5 protein-coding genes are annotated in these 3,196 nt (G+C 52.1%); 4 read left to right on the top strand and 1 reads right to left on the bottom strand.

Features of this window, described 5'->3' with window-relative positions; genetic code table 11:
• The coding region (locus ACWVCN_RS06840) for an SDR family NAD(P)-dependent oxidoreductase (protein ID WP_455244812.1) at window positions 1-643 on the top strand (643 nt) is incomplete at its 5' end.
• A 24-nt stretch (window positions 644-667) separates the two neighbouring features.
• On the opposite strand, the gene ACWVCN_RS06835 is transcribed toward ACWVCN_RS06840, so the two are convergent.
• Window positions 668-1,117: a hypothetical protein gene (locus ACWVCN_RS06835; protein ID WP_455244811.1), complete on the bottom strand. Its 450-nt coding sequence runs from the start codon at window positions 1,115-1,117 to the stop codon at window positions 668-670.
• Between the two features lie 395 nt (window positions 1,118-1,512).
• Here ACWVCN_RS06835 and ACWVCN_RS06830 point away from each other — a divergent pair, with 395 nt between their 5' ends.
• The 3 genes from ACWVCN_RS06830 to ACWVCN_RS06820 are packed head-to-tail and all read left to right on the top strand — an operon-like array spanning window position 1,513 to window position 3,166.
• The gene (locus tag ACWVCN_RS06830) at window positions 1,513-2,058 is read left to right on the top strand and encodes a hypothetical protein (protein WP_455244810.1); all 546 of its coding nucleotides are present in this window, start codon (window positions 1,513-1,515) and stop codon (window positions 2,056-2,058) included.
• Complete coding sequence (locus tag ACWVCN_RS06825) at window positions 2,055-2,453, top strand: (deoxy)nucleoside triphosphate pyrophosphohydrolase (protein ID WP_455244809.1); 399 nt, start codon at window positions 2,055-2,057, stop codon at window positions 2,451-2,453. Before ACWVCN_RS06830 ends, ACWVCN_RS06825 begins: the two co-directional genes overlap by 4 nt.
• On the top strand, window positions 2,450-3,166 hold the full coding sequence (locus tag ACWVCN_RS06820; protein WP_455244808.1) for a 3'-5' exonuclease: 717 nt from the start codon (window positions 2,450-2,452) through the stop codon (window positions 3,164-3,166). Before ACWVCN_RS06825 ends, ACWVCN_RS06820 begins: the two co-directional genes overlap by 4 nt.
• Window positions 3,167-3,196: the final 30 nt, after the last annotated feature.

The raw sequence follows: 3,196 nt of genomic DNA, 5'->3' as shown, positions 1-3,196 counted from the left end.
TGGCGAAGAAGGGGCGAAGGTTGTGGTGGCCGCAAGGAGACGGTCGCTCTGCCAGAAAGTGAAAGAACAGATTTGTGAAAAGGGTGGAGAGGCTACGGTAGTTCAAACGGACATTTCAGAGGAAGCTCAGGTTCAGCGGCTGATGGAGGAGACGATTCGCCATTATGGCCGAGTCGATATCCTAGTGAATAATGCCGGTATTTTTGGTGGTGGACGGATTGCCGATACAAAAACGAGAGTGTTCGACGAAGTGATGAATGTCAATCTCAGAGGGACGTTCTTTTGCTGTCGTGCTGCATTTACACAGATGGAGAATCAAGGAGGAGGCGTCATCATTAACATGTCCAGTGTAGCAGGGGTGCAAGCCTGGGCCGGCACGGGAACCTATAGCGCATCCAAGCACGGGGTGATGGCCTTGACCAAGTCTCTCGCGGATGAAGGTCGGCCTCGTAACATTCGAGTGAGCGCAATCTGTCCGGGTGGAGTGGCTGATGAGTTGGTCGATGCCGGCCCCGAAGCTATTCTTGAGAGTGAAAAGATCAGCCCTTATGACGTGGCTGAGACAGCCGTTTATTTGGCGACTTTGGGGAAACACGCAATCGTTCACCAGATCGTGATCGATCGATTGGGAGCTGACTGGTAACAAGACGGTTCTTGACGAGGCTACTTACCAGCGATGACGTCGGCGGTCGTAGTAACGCGTTCCGTAGAAGGGGCCGACATATCCATAAAACCCCGGCCTATAGATCCAAGGTCTACCTAGGTAGATTCCTAACCCTACAGGCGGGTAAATATACGTGTAGCCGAAGCTGTAAGGGCTGGGGACAACGGTTGTGGCTGGTCGCTGCAAGAGTTGTTGCTGAAGGTTCGCCGTTTCTGCTGCCTGTTGATTGAGTTGTTCTTTCAGCTGGCCGACGGCCAGTTTCTGGGCTTCAAGTTGCCCCTTAAGTTTGCTGATCTGTTCTCGTTGTTGTTCGACGAATGCGTTCAGACAACGCGTTTGTGCGTCGTTGGTGTAGTTTGAGCATTCCCAGGGTACTTCAGTATCGCTATGAGCGGGAATGGCGAACAACGAAACCACTGTCGCAAGGCCTGTCGCACAAAGAATTCGCTTCATTGGCTGCATATGAGAGATTTCTTTCATTGTCCAGGTGTCTGCCTTCGCGGCAACTTGTACTGTTCAGAACGTGTTTCAAGTGTATCATTCGAATTTCTGGTTTGCTAGGACCTGATCGTCTGGAATGAACAGGGGTTGATTGCTTGGGCATTTAATTGATTTTGTAGGAGATGCTCCATACAATGCCGCCCGAATAGCGGGGCCCAATGGCTGGCGTATCTCCCTCGAAAAAGATTCTGATCAGGCGAAAAAGACCGTCGACTCGGAAGGGCAAGCCCAATGCTGAGGTAAGACGTCGATTTCAGAGGAAGCTTCTATCCTGGTACGGCAAAAACGGCCGCGATCTCCCTTGGCGAAACACCTCCGACCCTTACCATATCCTTGTTTCAGAAGTGATGCTGCAACAAACTCAGGTTGATCGGGTGATACCCAAGTACCATGAATTTCTCGAGCGCTATCCCACATTTGAAGATTTGGCCGATGCGCCGCTAAAGGACGTGAAAAAGACGTGGTATCCCCTTGGGTACAATATCAGACCGGTGCGTCTTCACAGTATCGCCTGTGAGACGGTGGAACGTTATGGCGGACAACTTCCACGTCAAGCGGAAGAACTGCTCTCATTTAAGGGAATCGGTCGATATACGGCCGGAGCCATCCGCTCGTTTGCCTTCAACGAAGACGCACCGATTCTCGACACAAATGTGATCCGTGTCCTTTATCGCGTTTTTATAGCGAAAGGCAACCCCAAGACACAAAAGAGCGCATTATGGATGCTGTCGGAGGCATTGATCCCGCAGGGCAAAGGGTACGATTTCAACCAGGCGCTTATGGATTTTGGGGCGACTTGTTGCACTGCTCGGACCCCCGGTTGCTCTGGTTGCCCGATGAGAACCTTCTGCAAGTCGTATGCGCTCTTGACTAAAGGCCGGGCTGAACGATGAAGACGGTTGAGGTCGCCGCAGGTTTGATCTGCCAAGAAGGAAGGTTTTTGATCGCAAAGCGGAAGACCGGTGTCCATTTGGGCGGTTTCTGGGAGTTTCCCGGAGGAAAACGGGAGCCTGATGAAACCTTTGAAGAATGTCTGAGGCGGGAACTTTTTGAGGAGCTGAGCATTCGAGTTGGTGCACCACGGCTCTTTCAAGTTATTCTGCATAAGTATAAGGAAGAAACAATAGAGCTGCATTTCTTTCGCTGTTCGATCGAGGCGGGGTTTGCTGCGCCGCTTGATTGTGATGAGATCCGTTGGGTTTATCCTCACGAGATGGGAAATTTAAAGTTTCCGCCGGCCGATCTCCCGATCATCGAGGCTTTGCAGCGAGAAGGGAACAGTTCATGAAGGTTGTGCTGGACATCGAAACGATTCAGACATCCAGAGAGGAATGGGCCCGCCTTTCTGGCAAACAGGATTCAACCGTCGGCCTTAATACTCCGGGGGAGGGTTACGATTTGTTCGAAGCAGGCGCTGCCGAAGAACGGCGCCGGGTCGAAGATGAACAATATGCGAAGTCTGCTTTCGATGCCACATTTAGCTCCATCGTTTGTATCGGGTTGTTGGAATTTTCCGATCAGCTGGAGCCCCGAGGAGCCATAGCCTGGCACGGCGGGAATGAGCGTGAGTTGCTCCGGCAGTTCTGGGGCCGCCTCGCGCAGAGCCGCCCCACGCTGTTTATCACCCATAACGGGTTGGGGTTTGATCTTCCCTTTCTCAAAAAGCGTTCGATAATCCAGCAAGTGAAGCCGAGCATAGACATCAACTTGGCCAAATTTCGGACGGATCCGGTCTACGACACGATGGCTGTTTGGAGTAATTGGGATACGCGTGGATGGGTCAAGCTCGACGTGTTGGCCCGCGCGTTGAATGTTGAGACGAAATCCGGGAGTGGAGAACAGGTCGCTGACATGTGGGAAAAAGGACAGGGAGTGGAGTTGGCACGGTACTGCTTACAAGATACGTACGTGACGTATGCTTGCTACTGCCGAATGAATTTTCGCCAGCCCCTGTCCAGTGAGGTTGTCTTGCTTCAACCCGAACTTGTGGATGTCGGTTGAAGTAGTCTAGCGTGTCACCTCAGCGGTCGC

The organism is Petrachloros mirabilis, from assembly GCF_975968855.1.
The sequence above is the reverse complement of the archived record's forward strand: the minus strand, read 5'-3'. Positions and strand labels throughout refer to the sequence as shown.